Source organism: Asticcacaulis currens (assembly GCF_028550395.1).
Lineage (GTDB): Bacteria > Pseudomonadota > Alphaproteobacteria > Caulobacterales > Caulobacteraceae > Asticcacaulis > Asticcacaulis currens.
This window is the reverse complement of record NZ_JAQQKW010000003.1, coordinates 317,839-334,551: the sequence shown is the minus strand read 5'-3', so window position 1 is coordinate 334,551 and position 16,713 is coordinate 317,839. Positions and strand designations below refer to the sequence as shown.

The 16,713-nt window shown below is 60.6% G+C and carries 16 protein-coding genes; 7 read left to right on the top strand and 9 right to left on the bottom strand.

The window, feature by feature from the left end; translation table 11 throughout:
• Positions 1 to 99: 99 nt before the first annotated feature.
• Positions 100 to 1,101, bottom strand: a complete 1,002-nt coding sequence (gene ilvC / locus PQU94_RS07015; protein WP_013478234.1) for a ketol-acid reductoisomerase — start codon at positions 1,099 to 1,101, stop codon at positions 100 to 102.
• Positions 1,102 to 1,197: 96 nt separating this feature from the next.
• Complete coding sequence (locus tag PQU94_RS07010) at positions 1,198 to 1,740, bottom strand: IlvD/Edd family dehydratase (protein ID WP_272740752.1); 543 nt, start codon at positions 1,738 to 1,740, stop codon at positions 1,198 to 1,200.
• A 655-nt stretch (positions 1,741 to 2,395) separates the two neighbouring features.
• Here PQU94_RS07010 and ilvD point away from each other — a divergent pair.
• The 5 genes from ilvD to PQU94_RS06985 all read left to right on the top strand — a co-directional run bounded on the left by ilvD (position 2,396) and on the right by PQU94_RS06985 (position 7,744).
• Positions 2,396 to 4,261: a dihydroxy-acid dehydratase gene (gene ilvD / locus PQU94_RS07005; RefSeq protein WP_272740751.1), complete on the top strand. Its 1,866-nt coding sequence runs from the start codon at positions 2,396 to 2,398 to the stop codon at positions 4,259 to 4,261.
• A gap of 63 nt (positions 4,262 to 4,324) precedes the next feature.
• On the top strand, positions 4,325 to 5,041 hold the full coding sequence (locus PQU94_RS07000; RefSeq protein WP_272740750.1) for a DUF4197 domain-containing protein: 717 nt from the start codon (positions 4,325 to 4,327) through the stop codon (positions 5,039 to 5,041).
• Between the two features lie 154 nt (positions 5,042 to 5,195).
• Positions 5,196 to 6,686, top strand: coding sequence for an SEL1-like repeat protein (locus PQU94_RS06995; protein ID WP_272740749.1), 1,491 nt, complete (start codon positions 5,196 to 5,198; stop codon positions 6,684 to 6,686).
• 42 nt (positions 6,687 to 6,728) lie between these two features.
• On the top strand, positions 6,729 to 7,121 hold the full coding sequence (locus PQU94_RS06990) for a protein-disulfide reductase DsbD N-terminal domain-containing protein (RefSeq protein WP_272740748.1): 393 nt from the start codon (positions 6,729 to 6,731) through the stop codon (positions 7,119 to 7,121).
• Complete coding sequence (locus tag PQU94_RS06985) at positions 7,118 to 7,744, top strand: DsbA family protein (RefSeq protein WP_272740747.1); 627 nt, start codon at positions 7,118 to 7,120, stop codon at positions 7,742 to 7,744. The genes PQU94_RS06990 and PQU94_RS06985 overlap by 4 nt, the downstream gene beginning before the upstream one ends.
• Before the next feature lie 63 nt (positions 7,745 to 7,807).
• On the opposite strand, the gene PQU94_RS06980 is transcribed toward PQU94_RS06985, so the two are convergent.
• Complete coding sequence (locus PQU94_RS06980; protein ID WP_272740746.1) at positions 7,808 to 9,481, bottom strand: cation acetate symporter; 1,674 nt, start codon at positions 9,479 to 9,481, stop codon at positions 7,808 to 7,810.
• The gene (locus PQU94_RS06975) at positions 9,478 to 9,792 is read right to left on the bottom strand and encodes a DUF485 domain-containing protein (RefSeq protein WP_272740745.1); all 315 of its coding nucleotides are present in this window, start codon (positions 9,790 to 9,792) and stop codon (positions 9,478 to 9,480) included. Before PQU94_RS06975 ends, PQU94_RS06980 begins: the two co-directional genes overlap by 4 nt.
• Positions 9,793 to 10,131: 339 nt before the next feature.
• On the opposite strand from PQU94_RS06975, the gene PQU94_RS06970 reads away from it, so the two are divergent.
• The gene (locus PQU94_RS06970; protein WP_272740744.1) at positions 10,132 to 11,019 is read left to right on the top strand and encodes a peptidylprolyl isomerase; all 888 of its coding nucleotides are present in this window, start codon (positions 10,132 to 10,134) and stop codon (positions 11,017 to 11,019) included.
• Between the two features lie 60 nt (positions 11,020 to 11,079).
• Complete coding sequence (locus PQU94_RS06965) at positions 11,080 to 11,883, top strand: hypothetical protein (RefSeq protein WP_272740743.1); 804 nt, start codon at positions 11,080 to 11,082, stop codon at positions 11,881 to 11,883.
• Positions 11,884 to 11,937: 54 nt separating this feature from the next.
• On the opposite strand, the gene PQU94_RS06960 is transcribed toward PQU94_RS06965, so the two are convergent.
• The 5 genes from PQU94_RS06960 to PQU94_RS06940 all read right to left on the bottom strand — a co-directional run bounded on the left by PQU94_RS06960 (position 11,938) and on the right by PQU94_RS06940 (position 16,224).
• On the bottom strand, positions 11,938 to 12,414 hold the full coding sequence (locus PQU94_RS06960) for an Hpt domain-containing protein (RefSeq protein WP_272740742.1): 477 nt from the start codon (positions 12,412 to 12,414) through the stop codon (positions 11,938 to 11,940).
• A complete protein-coding gene (locus PQU94_RS06955) occupies positions 12,411 to 13,568 on the bottom strand; it encodes a hypothetical protein (protein WP_272740741.1) in 1,158 nt (385 codons plus the stop codon). The genes PQU94_RS06960 and PQU94_RS06955 overlap by 4 nt, the downstream gene beginning before the upstream one ends.
• Entirely contained in the window at positions 13,565 to 14,713 is a 1,149-nt protein-coding gene (locus tag PQU94_RS06950) for a hypothetical protein (protein WP_272740740.1), read from the bottom strand. The genes PQU94_RS06955 and PQU94_RS06950 overlap by 4 nt, the downstream gene beginning before the upstream one ends.
• Positions 14,714 to 14,966: 253 nt before the next feature.
• Positions 14,967 to 15,275, bottom strand: coding sequence for a hypothetical protein (locus PQU94_RS06945; RefSeq protein WP_272740739.1), 309 nt, complete (start codon positions 15,273 to 15,275; stop codon positions 14,967 to 14,969).
• Between the two features lie 130 nt (positions 15,276 to 15,405).
• The gene (locus PQU94_RS06940) at positions 15,406 to 16,224 is read right to left on the bottom strand and encodes a helix-turn-helix domain-containing protein (protein WP_272740738.1); all 819 of its coding nucleotides are present in this window, start codon (positions 16,222 to 16,224) and stop codon (positions 15,406 to 15,408) included.
• Between the last annotated feature and the right edge of the window lie 489 nt (positions 16,225 to 16,713).

The following is a 16,713-nucleotide window of genomic DNA, read 5'->3' as shown; positions in this document are numbered from 1 at the left end:
TAGAACGCCAAGGAAGGGCGAAGGACCGCTTCGAGCCCTTCCTTGACCGTTCAGGTATTCACCTCTTTTCCCGGCTTGCCGGGAAAAGAGGTGAGGCGATTAGCCGTTACCCTTTTGGTTCAGCCACGACATGCGCGAACGCAGGTCACGACCGACGGTTTCGATCGGATGCTCAAGGTCCTGACGCATCAGGGCGTTGTAGCGCGGACGACCGGCCATGTTTTCCAGGATCCAGTCGCGCGCGAAGTCACCCGACTGAATGTCGTTGAGCACTTCTTCCATGCGCTCACGGGTTTCTTCGTTGATGATGCGCGGACCCGAGACGAGGTCGCCGTACTTGCAGGTTTCCGACACGAAGGAGTGCATCTTTTCGAGGCCGCCTTCATACAGCAGATCGACGATCAGCTTCAGTTCGTGCAGCACTTCGAAATAGGCGATTTCCGGACGGTAGCCGGCATTGGTCAGGGTCTCAAAGCCCATCAGGATCAGTTCCGACGTACCGCCGCACAGAACGGCCTGTTCGCCGAACAGGTCGGTTTCGGTTTCTTCGCGGAACGAGGTTTCGATCACGCCGCCGACGGTGCCGCCAATGCCACGGGCATAGCCCAGCGCCTTGCGCGCCGCCTGACCGGTGACGTCACGATCCACGGCGAACAGCGACGGCACGCCGCGGCCGCGTTGATATTCACGACGCACCAGATCGCCCGGACCCTTCGGCGCGACGAGGATGACGTCGAGGTCTTCACGGGCGGTGACGCGGCCATAGAGAACCGAGAAGCCGTGGGCGAAGAGGAGCGCCGCACCCTTGGGGGCGTAGGGCTCGATGTCGTTCTTGTAGATGTCGGCATGCGACATGTCGGGCGTCAGAAGCGCGATGATGGTGGCGTCCTTAACCGCGTCCTTGATTTCCGCCGTGGCGAGGCCATCGGCCGTCGCCTTGGTGTGACCCGCACCGCCAGCGCGCACGCCGACGATCACATCAGCGCCCGACTCTTTCAGGTTCTGGGCGTGGGCGCGGCCTTGCGAACCGTAGCCGATAATGGCGATGCGTTCGCCCTTCAGGCTGTCCGGCGAAACGTCGTCATTGGTATAGATTTTCACTTGGGAGGCTCCATTGAGTGCCGGCTTTGCCGGTCGCTTTGAAAGGAAAAAGGAAAGGGTGATCAGGCCTGAGCGGCGTCGGCCTCGGCCAACATTTTAAGTGGGTCTGGCCTCGGCATCTGCCTCGGCCATCAGGGCAGCGTACTTGCCCATCGGGGCAAAGCCGTTCTTGACCTTTGCGCCGCGCGGCCCATCCGCCCGGCGCGCCACCATGTCGGCGTCGATGTCGAGGCGGCGGTTTTTGATGTCGATGGTGATGGTGTCGAAATTCTGGACGTAGCGGATCGCCTTGCCGACGTGGCCGATGACGATACCTTCCGAAGCCGCCGCAAAACGCCCGTTGGAGATCAGGCTGATGTCGCGCAGACCGGCCTCGGCGATGGCCCCGAAGATGGCCGTCATTTCCGCTTCGTCCGCCGCGGCGATGACGATGGCCTCACCGTGAGCGACGCGGCCCTGCTGAATGGCGGCGATGGCGTCGGATTCCATGGCAAAGACGCGGGTGCGGGCTTCGTGCGGGTCGCGCTCAAAACCGCCACCGGTCATCACGCAGCCTTCCGGCGACAGCGAGCCGTGCAGAATCACGAAGTTCGAGGCGGGTAAGGCGGCCGGGTCGATGATGCGAGCGTGAGCGTTCATGGCGAAATCTCGGTTTTCAGGGTTTTACGCGGGATACTGAGGTTGGTCAGGCAGCAGGCATGTACAAAAAAGCCCGCTCTGGTCAGGGAGCGGGAGGATGGTTATTCCTCGTCAGGCGGGTTTCAGACCTGCGCTACCACTCCGTAATCATAGGACGTGCAAGTACGCCTACGATGAGTAGGTTAATCAGGACTACGATAATGGCGGACGCAGCAGCGGACAAGTTCAGGGCAGCGCCTTGAACGTCCATGCGGGCAGCGATGGCAATAGCCTTGCGCACCTTAAGCGTCTCCATTCGGCGGGCCACCATGGCCGCGTCGTGAGATCATATAGACTGAAACCTTTACCGATTGCAAAGGCAAAATTGAAAAAAAATTTCTTCAAGGGGCGAATGGTGGAATTTATCAGGTGAAACTTAATAAAAAAGCGCCATATTTTAAAAATATTTTTTTGGTATACGGATTCTCTGAAAAAATTACCCCACAACCGCCGGGCTTTGCGCAACAGTTTCGCAGGAGCAAAAAAAAGTCCGATGCGTCTGCGAAGGTTTGCGGGCGGCTGAGGTGCTGTTGCAATTCGCCTTGTTCGTTTTATATGGCCGCACGTCACAGTCTATCCTGTGGCCATTCTCCCCAGCCTTCCCCCTGAGGTTCCCATGCCCGCCTATCGCTCACGCACCACGACTTTCGGCCGAAATATGGCGGGCGCGCGTGCCCTATGGCGGGCGACCGGCATGACCGATGCCGACTTCTCCAAGCCGATCATCGCCGTGGTCAATTCCTTCACGCAGTTCGTGCCCGGCCACGTCCACCTGAAGGACCTGGGCCAGATGGTGGCGCGCGAAATCGAAAAGGCCGGGGGCGTCGCCAAGGAGTTCAACACCATCGCCGTTGATGACGGCATCGCCATGGGCCACGGCGGGATGCTCTATTCGCTGCCGTCGCGCGACCTGATCGCCGACAGCGTCGAATATATGGTCAATGCCCACTGCGCCGATGCCATGGTCTGCATCAGTAACTGCGATAAGATCACGCCGGGGATGCTGATGGCCGCCATGCGCCTCAACATTCCCTGCATCTTCGTGTCCGGCGGGCCGATGGAAGCCGGTAAGGTGGTGTGGCCGGACAAGGACGGCGTGCAGCGCACCCACGCGCTCGATCTGGTCGATGCCATGGTGCAGGCCGCCGACGATTCGATCTCCGATGCGCAGGTCAAGGCCGTCGAAGAGGCCGCCTGCCCGACTTGCGGCTCCTGTTCCGGCATGTTCACCGCCAATTCGATGAATTGCCTGACCGAGGCGCTGGGGCTGTCTTTGCCGGGGAACGGCACGACCTTGGCCACCCATGCGGATCGCAAGGCCCTGTTCTGTGAAGCCGGGCGTCTGATCGTCGAGAATACCCGCCGTTATTACGAAAAGGACGACGCCTCGGTCCTGCCGCGCTCGATCGCGACTTTTGAGGCCTTTGAAAACGCCATTCGCCTCGACATCGCCATGGGCGGTTCGACCAATACCGTGCTGCACCTGCTGGCAGCGGCGCAGGAGGCGGGCGTCAACTTTACCATGCAGGATATCGACCGCCTGTCGCGCACCACGCCGTGTCTGTGCAAGGTGGCTCCGGCGACCTCCAGCGTGCATATCGAAGACGTGCACCGCGCCGGAGGCATTGTCGGCATTCTGGGCGAACTGCACCGCGGCGGCATGTTGCACGGCGAAGTGCCGACCGTGCACGCCCCGACCCTCGCTTCGGCGATCGCCCACTGGGACATCAAGCAATCGAACGATGAGCGCGTGGCCACCTTCTTCAAGGCGGCTCCGGGCGGCGTGCGCACGACGGTCGCCTTCTCTCAGGCGCGCCGCTGGGACGAGCTGGACTCAAACCGTCAGACGGGTGTCATCCGCTCGATCGAGCACGCCTTTACCAAGGATGGCGGTCTGGCCGTGCTGTACGGCAATATCGCCGAAAACGGCTGCATCGTGAAGACGGCCGGTGTTGATGAGGAAATCTGGCGCTTTACGGGCAAGGCCCGTGTGTTTGAATCGCAGGAAGACGCCACGCACGGCATCCTCAACAATCAGGTGCAGCCCGGCGAAGTGGTCATCATCCGCTACGAAGGGCCGCGCGGCGGGCCGGGGATGCAGGAAATGCTCTACCCCACATCCTACCTGAAATCGAAGGGGCTGGGCAAAAAGTGCGCGCTCTTGACCGATGGGCGTTTCTCCGGCGGTACGTCGGGCCTGTCGATTGGCCACGCCTCGCCCGAAGCGGCGCAGGGCGGTCTGATCGCGCTGGTCGAAGACGGCGACTCTATCGAAATCAACATCCCGGAACGCACGATTAAGCTGGCGGTTTCCGATGCCGTCATCGCCGAACGCCGCGCCAAGGAAGAGGCGCGTGGCGCCGACGCCTATACGCCGAAAAACCGCGAGCGCTACGTCTCTGCGGCGCTTCAGGCCTATGCCGCCATGGTCACCAGCGCCGATACTGGCGCGGTGCGCGATGTGAGTTTGCTGCGGAAGTAGCTTTTTCATTCCCAATTCATCTGCGCCATCGTATCGTTAATCGAAGCCATGGGGAGCACGCGGATGGACCGGCGTTTTGTGATAGCGGCACTGATTTCGGCAGGGTGGACCACGCACGCTGCCGCCGAAAGCGACCTGTCGAAGGTGATCAAGGCCGTAAAGGCATCCAAAGGCGGGCTCACCTCGTCGCAGGCCGACAGTGGCCTGCGCGAGGCCCTGTCGCTGGGGGCTGCCGCCGCAGTGACGCGGGTGGCGAGGACCGACGGCTACTGGGGCGACAGCCTGATCCGCATCCCGCTTCCCGACACCCTGTTGAAGGTGCAAAGGACGCTGAAACCGCTGGGCCTGTCCGGGGCGCTCGACGATGTGCACCTGAAGATGAACCGTGCCGCCGAAGCCGCCGCTCCGGTCGCTAAGGCGCTGTTTATCGACGCCATCAAGGCCCTGACCATTCAGGACGCCATCGGTATCGTGAAGGGCGGGCCGACCTCCGGCACGCAGTACCTGCAAAAGGCGACGACGCCGCGCCTGACCAACCTGTTCACACCACCGATTGAAATCGCCTTGCAGGAGACGGGGGCGGTGCAGGCGCTGGATCGCGCCATCAAGCGCAACGGGCTTAACGGCTACATCAGGAAAGAGCCCAAGGTTTACCTCAGTGAATTTGCGGTGGGTAAGGCTCTGGGAGGCCTGTTCCACTATGTCGGGACCGAAGAGACAGCGATCCGCACCGATCCGGCCAAACGCACCAGCGTCCTTCTGAGGACTGTGTTCGGTTAGGCGCGGGCGTCCCCTTTCTCTGCCATTTACGATTGAACTTGACGTAATCTGCGCGAAGTTCATTATTGCGCGCAGGATTTGCGCGGCTGTGCCGTATCAATCATCACGATCAAAGGCCGCAAAGGCCGGTAACAGGGAAAGAGGGGGGAAGACGATGCGTCAGGGCATTGCGAAATTTCACGCCGGTATGTGCGCGCTTGTGATCGTAGCGACCCCTCTCAGCGTCTGGGCGCAAACGACACCCAAGCCCGCCGAACCGAAGGCTGCGGCCCCCGCTTCCCCTGCCCCGGCGGATGAGGTGACCGACGTCACCGTCTTTCTCAAAAGAAAGAGCAGTATTCCTGAGCAGAATATGCGCATTGATACGCGCACGGCCTCTTCGTGCGGCTTTATCGGCAGCGACGGCAGTTCGGACTATATTGCCGACTATATTCGTGAAACGACCGGTACCTATGATCTGAACGACCCTAATAATTTCAGCGAGAACAGCCCTCTGGGCGATGCGTCGCGCGAAGGGGGCGGAACGGATTTCTTTGATCGTCAGGATCGCAGTACGGATGAGACGGGTTCTGGTGCCAGCGATGGCTGTACCGATACCGACCGCCGCTTTGCTGCCGGCCGCGCCACCATTCTGCGCCGTGACAAGACCATCTATCAGGCCTTCGACTTCTTCGATCAGAAGAAGTACCCCGAGGCGCTGGCCATGTTCAAAACCGCCTATAATAAGATCGGTTACGAGGAAGCGGCCTTCTATATCGCCCGGATGTACCTCGAAGGGCTAGGCACGCCCAAAAGCCCCAAGGACGCCATTTTCTGGTTACGCAAGGTCGCCGAACAGCCGGTAAACATGCGCAGGCCGCATCCGTTTGACCCCAAAAATCCGGATTATATGGAGACGCGGGCCGAAGCGACCTTGACGCTGGCCAAGATTTACCTGACCGGCTTCGGCGTGCCGCGCGATCCGAAAGAGGCGCTGAAATGGTTCGAAAAGGCCGCCTCTATCGGCTTCGTCCCGGCCTCAAAGATCGTCGGCGACATCTTTTATTACGGCAATGGCGTGCCGAAGGACCTGAACAAGGCCTATAAGAACTATAGCGAAGCCGCCAAATACGGCTATGCCCCGGCGCAATACGCCGTGGGGCAGATTCTCGAATACGGCGAAGGCAGTATCAAGGCCGATCCCAATACGGCGCTGGGCTGGTTCCGCGAAGCGGCCAAGGCCAAGCATCCGGGCGCTATGTACAAGATCGCCGTCGCTTACGACAGCGGCGAAGGCGTCGCGGCAGACCCGCAAAAGGCGCTGATCTTCTATAAGGAGGCGGCGATCGGCGGCAATGCGGATGCGCAGAACGCCATCGGCACATACTTCTATCAGGGCGGCCTCTTGCCCAAGGACGATGTGGCGGCGCGTCAGTGGTTCGAAGTCGCTGCGCGTAATGGACAGGCGGACGCGGCCTTTAATCTGGCCGTGATGTACACCAAGGGGGAGGGCGGTCCGAAGGATCTGGTCAAGGCCTATGTGTGGTTTATGGCCGCGCGCGTGCATGGGCATGAAAACGCCACAACGGCGCTCAAGTCGATCCAGTCTCAGATGACCGATGCCGAGAAGGCCGAGGTGGCAAAGCTGTTTGCACCCAAGAGCTAGTTTTTGCCGTCGGCGGCTGATAGAGACAGGGACATGCGCGCCATGTCCCTTTTTCTGTGCCTGCCGCTGGTGCTGACCTCTGCGTCGGCGCGGGAAGCCCCCTTGCCACCGGACAAGGCCTTTGCTCTGACCTGGCAACGGCAGGGCGATCAGGTGCGGCTGAACTGGCGGATGCCGAAGGGTTATTATCTCTACCGCGCCCATATCGAAGCGAAGGACGCCAGCGGGCGTCCGCTGAGCGTCAAGACCCCGGCAGGTCAGATCAAGCCTGACCCCACCTTCGGGCCGACCGAGGTCTATTACGGTACGGCGCGCGCCTCGCTCCGCCATGCCGGGCCGGTTCGGCTCACCTATCGCGGCTGTCAGGAAGACGGCCTGTGCTATATTCCTGTCACTGTACTTATTCCCGCTGCTCCGGAGCGTCCGCGCCCATGATCTCCCGCCGTCATCTTCTTGCCGCCGTTCCGGCGCTTGTGGCCGCGCCTGCTCTGGCGCAAGAGACTCCGCCCGCACCCAAACTGCCTGAGGTGCATTATGATCCGCTGGCCCCGGTGCTGGGCAATCCGCAGGGCGATGTGACCATCGTCGAATATTTCGATTATCAGTGCGGCGTGTGCAAGCGGATGCACCCCTTGCTGCTCGACGTGGTGGCCAGAGACGGCCAGATCCGTCTGGTCATGCGCGACTGGATCATCTTCGGCGAAGGCTCGCATTATGCGGCGCAGGTGGCGCTGGGGGCGCAGGCGCTGGGGCGGTATCTCGACGTGCATCTGGCCCTCATGGCGACCGGCAGTCAGTTGACCAAGGGCGACGTCTTTGCCGCCTTGTCTGCGACCGGCCTGACGCCGGCCGCGGCGCTGGCGGCTTATCGCCAAAAGGCGGAGGCCTATGAGGCGCTTTTGCTACGCAATGATGCGCAGGCCATGGGCTTTGGCTTCAACGGGACGCCGTCCTTTGTCGTCGGCAATGCCGTCTATCCGGGGGCGTTTCAGAGCCGCGAGGACATCCTTCAGGCGGTAGCCGAAGCCCGTGCCCGTCAGACGCCAAACGCGGTATAAAGAAAAGGCCGCTCCGGGGTGGGAGCGGCCAGTCTGTGCGCAAACGCTTACTCGAACATTGGTTTAATGATCCACCGCTCCCGAAGCCCCAAGCCCCGTCTGTGAGCGGACAAACTGGGCAAAGAACTTCTCGCGCTCGGCCCTGGCCTTGGCTGAGGTGTCCGTCACCGAGAACAGCCAGATACCCACAAAGGCGGCGATCATGGCGAACAGGGCCGGATACTTATACGGGAATATGGCGGCCGGATGGTGCAGCACATCGACCCACACGGTGGGGCTCAGGACAGTGAGGGTAAGGGCCGTGATCAGACCCATGGCCCCGCCGATGACCGCGCCGCGCGTGGTCAGCTTCGACCAGTACATGCTGAGGAACAGGATGGGGAAGTTGGTCGCCGCCGCCACCGAGAAGGCCAGCCCCACCATGAAGGCGATATTCTGCTTTTCGAACACGATGCCGAGCACGATGGCCACGATACCGAGCGCAATGACCGCGCCTTTCGAGACCGCCATCTGCGCCTTTTCATTGACGTTGCCGCCGCGCAGGACGTGGGTATAGAGGTCGAGCGCCACGGCGGAGGCCCCGGCCAGAGCCAGACCGGCCACGACGGCCAGAATGGTGGCAAAGGCGACGGCTGAGATAAAGCCGAGGAAGAAGTCGCCGCCCACGGCCTTGGCGAGGTGCACCGCCGCCATGTTCGACCCGCCCAGAAGCTCACCCGCCGCGTCCTTGAAGGCCGGGTTGGTGCCGACCAGCAGGATGGCCCCGAAACCGATGACGAAGGTCAGGATGTAGAAATAGCCGATGAAACCGGTGGCGTAGAAGACCGACTTGCGCGCCTCCTTGGCGTCACCGACGGTGAAGAAGCGCATCAGGATGTGCGGCAGACCGGCGGTCCCGAACATCAGGGCCAGACCCAGAGAAATGGCGGAGATCGGATCGCTGATCAGTACGCCGGGGGCCATGATGGCATCGCCCTTCGGGTGCACCTCGACGGCCTTTTCAAACAGGGCAGAGAAGTCGAAATTGACCGATTTCAGCACCATCACGGCCATGAAGGTGGCGCCGGACAACAGAAGGACGGCCTTGATGATCTGCACCCAGGTGGTGGCCAGCATCCCGCCGAACAGCACATAGAGCACCATCAGCACGCCCACCAGCACCACGGCGATCAGGTAGTCGAGCCCGAACAGAAGCTGGATCAGCTTACCCGCGCCGACCATCTGCGCGATCAGGTAGAAGGCCACGACCGTCAGCGAGGACAGGGCCGACAGGAAGCGGATCGGCTTTTGCCCCAGACGGTAGGAGGCCACGTCCGAGAAGGTAAACTTGCCCAGATTGCGCAGCCGTTCGGCCATCAGGAACAGGATGATGGGCCAGCCGACAAGGAAGCCGATCGAATAGATCAGGCCGTCAAAGCCGGAGGTAAAGACCTGCGCCGAAATGCCCAGAAACGAAGCGGCGGACATATAGTCACCCGCAATGGCCAGACCGTTCTGAAATCCGGTGATCTTGCCGCCGGCGGTGTAATAATCCTTGGTCGAGGCCGAGCGCGCCGAAGCCCATTTGGTGATGCCCAGCGTCAGGATGATGAAGGCCAGGAACATGCCGATGGCGATATAGTTGGTGGGCTGCTTGTGCACCTCGCCATTGACGGAGTCGGCCAGAACCATGGCCGGGACCGCGCTGATCAGGGCCGCTCCGAACAGGGCGCGCCAGCTGAATGAAAAGCCCTTCATTGCCCCGCCTCCTCAAGAATCTGGCGCACTTCGCGGTCGAATTCGCCATTGGCGCGCTGCACATAGATGCCGGTGAGGATGAAGCACAGCAGGATCAGGCCGATGCCGCCCGGAATGCCCCAGGTGAGGACCGCGTCGGGCTGGATGCGTGTGCCCAACAGCTTCGGGTCAAAGGCGATCAGGCAGACAAAGCCGTAATAGGCCAGCAGCATGATGGCCGACAGCGTCCAGGCAAAGCGCCCGCGCTTTTTGACCAGAGCCTGAAATCTGGGGTTGTCGTAGATACGACGATAGACCTCGTCGGAACTCATTTCGGGTTGTCCTTCCTGTTGTTTTGGCCTGTTTTTTTGGGCCTGTTTTTGACCTTCAGCCGCTTGTTCGTCTTCCTTATGGCGCGGAAGATCATAGGGGGAGGGTAAAACAGCCCCGCCCCGGCGGCTATTCGACTTTAGTCGTCGCAAAATGCAACAGCCAATCGCGTGATTTTTCCACTTGCGGTCAGCCGGGGGCCGGATAAGGTTTCTGCTGTTATTAGAGCGGGATGATTTTGAATGGAAGCATCATCCCGCTCTAAATTTTTGTTTTGCCGCGATATTTTTGTCGAAAACCGCTCACACTTTTCGATATATCGCTCTAAAGGGGACGCACGCATGACCATTCGCACACTGAGCCTGGCCGTTTTTCTGGCTGTCGTCGCCACGCAAGCGTCAGCGCAGGACAAGCCCGTCACGCCGTCCTCGGTGCTGGAGGCTGCGCCTGCGACCGCGTGGAAGGACATTGCGGCGGAGGACCTGATGGTCATGACTCTGGCCGACGGATCGAAGGTGGTGGTGCAACTGGCCTCGACCTTTTCGCCGCAGCACGTGGCCAATGTCCGTGCCTTTGCCCGCGCCCGGTGGTGGGACGGATCGGCCATTATCCGCTCGCAGGACAATTATGTGACGCAATGGGGCTGGCCCGATGAGCCGGAGCCGAAATACCCGGACGCGGTGAAGGCCGAGCCACCTGCCGAATATGAACAGCCCCTGTCAAAGGCCTTCCGTCCGCTGCCGTATCGTGACGCCTATGCGGTTCAGGTCGGGCATGTGGACGGCTGGCCTGTGGCGACGGATGGTCAGGCGCAGTGGTTGCCGCATTGCAACGGCATGGTCGGTGTGGCGCGTGGCCTCAATCCGGATACGGGCTCCTCATCGCAGCTTTACGCGATTATCGGTCACGCACCGCGCCATCTTGATCGCAATCTGGCCATGGCCGGGCGTGTGGTGTCGGGCATGGACGCCCTGAGCGCCCGTCCGCGCGGGACCGAGGCCCTGGGTTTCTACAAGACCGAGGCGGAGCGCACAAAGATCGTGTCCGTGCGCATCGCCGCTGATCTTCCGCCCACGGAGCGTCCGGCTTTTCAGTATCTCGATACGCAAAGCCCGACCTTTGCCGCCTGGATAAATGCCCGCGCCAACCGCAAGGATGATTTTTTCGCCGTTTCGGCCGGAGCGGTGGATATTTGCAACGCTTTGCCGCCCATCCGCCAAAAACCGTAAAAAAGGACTTTTGCGAAGGCCCCTCCCGTGCCAACACTAAAAAGGTTAACGGGTGGGTAGATGGGACTTTTCCGGAAAATCATCGGCGCGGTGCTGAGTCTGATTCTGCTGGTCAGTCAGCTCTATGTGCTGGGCGGGACGCTGGACCAGCGTGACCGCGCCGAGCGCCTGTCGCGTGAACTGGCGCGACTGGAGCCGGAGGTGGGGCAGTCCAAGGATTTTGTGGCCCTGATGCAGACCCGTGACACGCCCGCCGTGCGCGCCCAGATCAACAGCGACTATATCGACGCCAATTTCGACCTGATCATGGAGCGTGTCTATCTGTACCTGCCGCAGGAAGCGCCGCGCAATATCCAGCCCGTCGGCTATATGGTGCGTGAAATGAGCGGCAAGCGCTTCGTCTTCGTCGCCCTGGAATACGAGTTTTCCGACCGCTGGATCATCGCCACCATCACCGTCGAACCCGCATCGGGCAAGGCCGCGGTGGCCGGGTTCAATATCAACACCTACCGCGCGTCACTGTTTGAGCGCACGCAGTTTCGCCTGAGCGGGCAGAGTATCGAACACTATGTCCTTCTGGGGCTGGCCGTGATCAATCTCATCTTCTGTGCGGTGACGCTGTTTATCTGTATCGCCGCCCCGCGCGTGCGCTGGCGTTTCGCGTGGATCGTCCTGATCCTTCTGGGGGTCGGGCTGATGAGTTTCAACTGGCTGGAAGGGCGTATGGCGCTGGACCTGTTCCAGGCCAACCTGCCGCCGTCGCGTTTCAGTCTGGGCCTCTATCAGCCACTGATCATCCTTTTGTCCATCCCGCTGGGAGCCATCCTGTTCTGGATGAATTTCCGCAAGCTGACGCGGGCCTGACCCGGACTCCCGGTGTTTTTGGGGCCGCCGCCGCAAAGGTGGCCTGAGCGCGGCTCAGAGGGTGAGTTGCTGCTCGCTGAACAACCGCGTCTGACACTCCAACTCGCTGGCCAGCAAGCGGCCTTCCTCGTGACTTTCGCAGCGAATCTGGCAATCCAGAAGCACGGTTATGGCCGCCACATGCGCTTCGAGCAGGGGCATCGCCTCGGCGAGGTTGCTCTCCTCTCTCAGCAGGGCGCAGGCCGAACTGGCCACGCGGCTGATCAGCGGATAGCCGCAGGTCGTCCCCATCCCTTTCAGGTCGCCGCAGCTTTTGAGAAGTGTGCGCCGGCTGTCCGAGCCGGGGGTTTGCCGCGCCGCCCTGACGGCCCTTTGCAGTCGCGTCACCTCATCGGCCAGCCACAGGGGAAATTCGCCGGACAAGGTTTGCAGGGCGTCTTCCATCTTTTGCAGCAGCGCGCCGTCCAGAGGCGTATCCCCCAGCTTGGCCTGCAAATCATTGGGTATCTGTAGGATATGTGCGGGTTTCAACGCGAGATTCCTTCCGGCTTTTGAGGGGGCGTATTTACGTCAATGAAAACGGACCTCAGACTGTCCTCGAAATCCATCAGGACTTCGGCGAAATCGAGGAGCGACATCCGCCGACCGCCCAGCGTGCCGAAGTGGTAGGCCCAGAACGAGTTGATATGGCTGAGGACGCCCACGCGCTCGCCCAGCTCATAAAACATCTGCGGTCCTTTCAGCAGGAAGGTGCGGAACGGATTGGGGTCGCGGCGTTCGGTCAGGGCCGCGAAGGCCTCGTCATAGCGCGACAGCATCAGACCAACGGCTTCGAATACGGCCGATACGTCATGGGCGACGCGCGGCCGGGCCTTTTCGATATATTCCAGCATCGCCGGGTCACGAAAGCCAATGGTGCGGTAGGTCAGCATTTCGTTCAGCACCTTTTTCAGGTCGTCGCGCAGCCGAAGATATTGCCATTTGAAGTACAGAAAGCCGCGCCACGAAAAGAGACCTTCGGCAAAATCCTTGGCGTTCAGACGCAAGGTAGTGCGAAACGGGTCCAGTTCGGAATCCACCTTGTCCGACAGGATTTTGGTGACAAATCGTGACGATGCCGCCGCCTGATTTTCGTCGAGCGCAATGCGCACCAGCTTTGAAAACTCATCGCTGGCGAAGGCGGTCATCGAGGCAATGTCGCTGGTCGAAATGCGGAAATAGGCGCTCGACGGATGAATGCCGTTGCGCGCCAGACATTCGCGCAGGATGAAGGGGTCGAGAGAGGGCAGGGTGTCGATAAGCTGAAGGATGTTGAGGTCGTCCGCATACTGATGACGCGCCTCCTTACCCAGAACGTCCTCCATGGCCTGTTTATAGCCGTACTCGTTGATGAAGATGGCCCCGCCTCCCAGTCGCAGATCGCGCGAGTCGAACGGCAGGATGATCTTGGTGGCGACGCTGGCGGGCTTGAGGAACAGTTCGCGCTCATTGGGTCGTAAGGCGTGCTTGATGATGATGGACTTGTTGAGTTCGGCGCTTTTGAAAAAGGGCTGGGTCGTCTTCGCCTCTTCGGCGGAGGCGTTCAGCTTCACATGGCACAGGTTGAGGATGCGACTGGTCGAACCCGTGTCGCTTATATTGGCCAGACTGCGAAATTCGCGGTTTTTGACCTTGGGACGGCTCATTCCTTTATCCCGTCGATGATGGCCAGACTGTCTTCGAAGTCCATCAGCACTTCGGCATAGTCCATCGCGTCCATACGACCCTGTCCGGGGCTCAGGCGATAGGCCCAGAAGGAACCGATATGGCCGATGACGCCGCAACATTCGCCCAGTTCGTAGAACAGTCGGGGGCCATTGAGCAGGAAGTCGCGGAACAGGGCCGGTTCGCCGCGTTCCACCAGCCCCCTATAGGCGCGGTCATAGACGGACAGGGCGCGCCCGATGGCGGTCATGACGCTGGTAATCTTGCGCACCAGTGCCGGGCGCACCGACTTAAGATAGGCCGCCGTATCCGGGTCGATCAGTCGGCGCGGCTGATAGCTGGACAGGCCCTCAAACACGCCCTGCATTTCGGCCTTCATCTGGAGATAGCGCCATTTGAAATAGAGGAAGCCGCGCCACGAAAAAATGCCTTCGGAAAACTCATGATCCGACAGCATGAGCGTCTGCTGCAGGTCGGAAAGTTCGGTATCCAGCGCGTTCGACAGGATACGCGTCGTCAGCTTCAAGGAGGCTGCCGAATTGGCGCTGCCGAAGGCCATCGAGACCAGCCGTTCGATCTCGCTATTGGCGAAGCCCAGCATTTTCTGAACGTCCGCCGGTGAGATGCGCAGATAGCAGGCGGCCGGGCGGTAGCCGTGTCGCGACAGCAATTCCCGCAGCAGGAACGGATCGAGCGTCGGAATGGTGTCCAGCAGCATCAGCAGTTCGATATCCGGATGGGCGTCGGCCAGCGAACAGCCCTGCAGGAAATCTTTACAGAAGGCCTCAAACCCCATCTCACCCACAAAGATGGAACTGCCCCCCAGCTTCAGATTGCTGCCGTCGAAAGGCAGGACCAGCTTTGTGGCGGTCCGGCGCGGCTGCTGAAAATGACCCAGCTCGTGATTGCGCAGGGTGTGTTTGATCAGGATGCACTTGTTGAGCCGCGGGTCGCGGAAAAAGGGGAGGGTGGCGTAGTCCGGATCGTCGCGCGAGGTCCGGGCTATCTCCGACAGGTTGAGAACGCGGCTGGTCGTGGCGGTGTCGCCCAGACTGGCGAGACTGCGCAGATCGCGCCCCGCCTTGGCCGGGGGGCGTTTGGGCTCCATAAGCTGAGATGGCGGCATGTCGTGTCCTTGTGGCGGTCCGTCGCTGGGCGGACGCAACGTCCCCCAGCCTCAGATGTGTGTCGTGAGGTAGCGCGATATTGAGAGGGCGGCCGTTGATGGTGGGCCGCGTGGGATGCGTTACTCAGAAAAGGTACGGATCGGGGCGTTTCAGCGCGTTTCAGAACGCGCTGCCCCTGTTGTGCTCAAGCCGCCGTTGACGCGGTGGCCAGGGTGGCTCAGCCAGCCTCCGGCAAGAGCCATACTTAAGGCATTAGACGGCAGCAGAGGCCGCTGTCGCATCGCCCTGCGATTGCCGGAGCTGTCGTGTGGCTTCTTCGGACAGGACAATGGTGTCGGTGGTGAGCGGTGTCGCCGGACGCGTTTCGGCCAGAGCGTTTGTGAATTGCAGCAGACTAAGCGCGCTCAGGGCCTTGGCCTTGGTATCCACCGATACCGTTCCCGTGGCATCGCTGACCAGGGAGGTCAGTACCTGACGGCGATCTTTCAGGTCTGCCGGACTGACCGTCTGTGCGTAGGGGCTGGCAGGAATCGTGCCCATACCCGCAGGAATAGCAAACATTGGTTCGCTCCTCGCAGTTTCATGATATTTTTGAGCACAACCTATATGTGCAGGGGAATGGTTAAGTTCGGCTTAACATCATCTCCATCGTGGGGGCATCTGTTGAAACCGAAGGGTTTTGCACAGTCGGTTATGGCTTGTGGGCGCGCAGTGTTTCTCTGGGGGTTTCTCCAAATCGCGCCGTATAGTCTTTGAGAAACCGGTGTCGGCTGGAATATCCACATTCCGCCGCCAGGGCCGATATGGTGCCGCGAAAGCCGCCGGAGGTGAGGACCGCGCGGATGGCTTCGAGGCGGACCTTTTTGACGAAGGCAGAGGGGGTGGTCTTCAGGCTCTGGTCAAAACCGCGCTCCAGCTTGCGCAGGCTGACGGCGCAGTGTTCGGCCAGTTGGCGGATCGTGATGGCGTCGCGGTAATGATGCAGAACGTAATCGCAGGCCTTGCGGACATAGGGCGGGACGCCATCGGCCTCCGACAGGCGGACGTGGCGGCGCGTGACATTGGGCACAAGGTCGAACACCAGTTCGCCCATGGCCGTGATCAGGGCGTGCCGCGTTTCTTCGGACAGGACGGAAAACACTGCGTCCGAATCCAGCCCGGACAGCGTGGTGGCCAGAGCCGGTATCAGAGCGAATCCCGGCAGGCTCTGTTCGAAAACCTGACGGAAATCGGTGCGCAGGCGGTCGAAGCGCCCGGTGCGGCGCGCAATAATGCGACGCACGCACTTATGGCTGAGGCGCAGCGAGACGGAACGGGCCACGCCGTCACCCGCGATGAAGCTCTGACGAATCTGCTCGCGCTGCTGATACATGATGGCCTGACCTTGGCCAATTTCGACCGTCTGGTCGGCAAAGGTGTGGCTCTGACGCCCCTCCAGCGGAAAGCTCATCACGATGTCGTCGCTGGGTGTCGCTGAGGTGTAGGACCAGTCCGCCGAACACTCCACCATCCACAACTTTAAATAGATGTGATCTTTAAGGTGGCGAGACTCAACACAGGAGAGATTCAGTCCCCAGTTTACTGGTTGGGTAGTGTCGCGTTGTTGCGCCGATATAGCGCAATGACGCTGCATAAGTTGCGCGAGATCATCAAACCCGTCCCCTGTAATTCTCCACTCCCCTTGCGGTAAAGCGCTAGTATTTGACATCAGCCCACTCCTAAGCGACGGTTAATCGCATTTTCATTTTATCGTAAGAGGCGAATTTGCCGCGGAGGCGTCAATCGCCCTTCATTTGTTCCAATTGCGACATTCGCGTTTTTGATCGGCGTCCCCGTGGTCTGGCTTTGGGCTTCACTAGCGGTAACTTCTGCACGGCTTCGGCACAAAAATCGCCCATTTTCCCATATCAAACAATGTTATCGCCAGAATTGTGCGCAGCACAAAGAATCAGCGAGTGGTCAGGTATTCATCCGCAAGCCTGACGAGCGGCACGGGGTT